1 protein-coding gene is annotated in these 335 nt (G+C 63.9%); it reads left to right on the top strand.

Annotation, left to right across the window (positions count from 1 at the left end):
* Positions 1-15: 15 nt before the first annotated feature.
* On the top strand, positions 16-335 hold a 320-nt coding region (locus EII26_RS12985; RefSeq protein WP_274703312.1), incomplete at its 3' end, for a TonB-dependent receptor plug domain-containing protein.

Here is a 335-nt window from a genome sequence, read left to right as displayed (position 1 = left end):
CAGGTGGCGGTCTACGTGGACGGAGTGCTGATGAACCTGGGCAGCGAGGCGGCGGTGGACCTCTCCACCATCCCGGTCGAGAATGTCGAACGCATCGAGGTGTATCGCGGCTATATCCCTTCCCGTTTCGGGGGCGCCTCCATGGGCGGCGTCATCAACATCGTCACGAAGAAGCCCGAAAAGTCCGGGGGAACCCTTTCCCTTGGGGCGGGCTCCTGGGGCCGGGTACGGGGCGGTCTGGCCTGGAACGCCCCTCTGGGCGACGGCAGCCTGTTTCTGGGCGTGAACCACGACCGCACCGACGGCGATTTCAAATATCCCAACGACAACAATAC

Origin of the sequence: Fretibacterium sp. OH1220_COT-178, from assembly GCF_003860125.1 — a bacterium.
GTDB lineage: Bacteria > Synergistota > Synergistia > Synergistales > Aminobacteriaceae > CAJPSE01.
The sequence above is the reverse complement of the archived record's forward strand: the minus strand, read 5'-3'. Positions and strand labels throughout refer to the sequence as shown.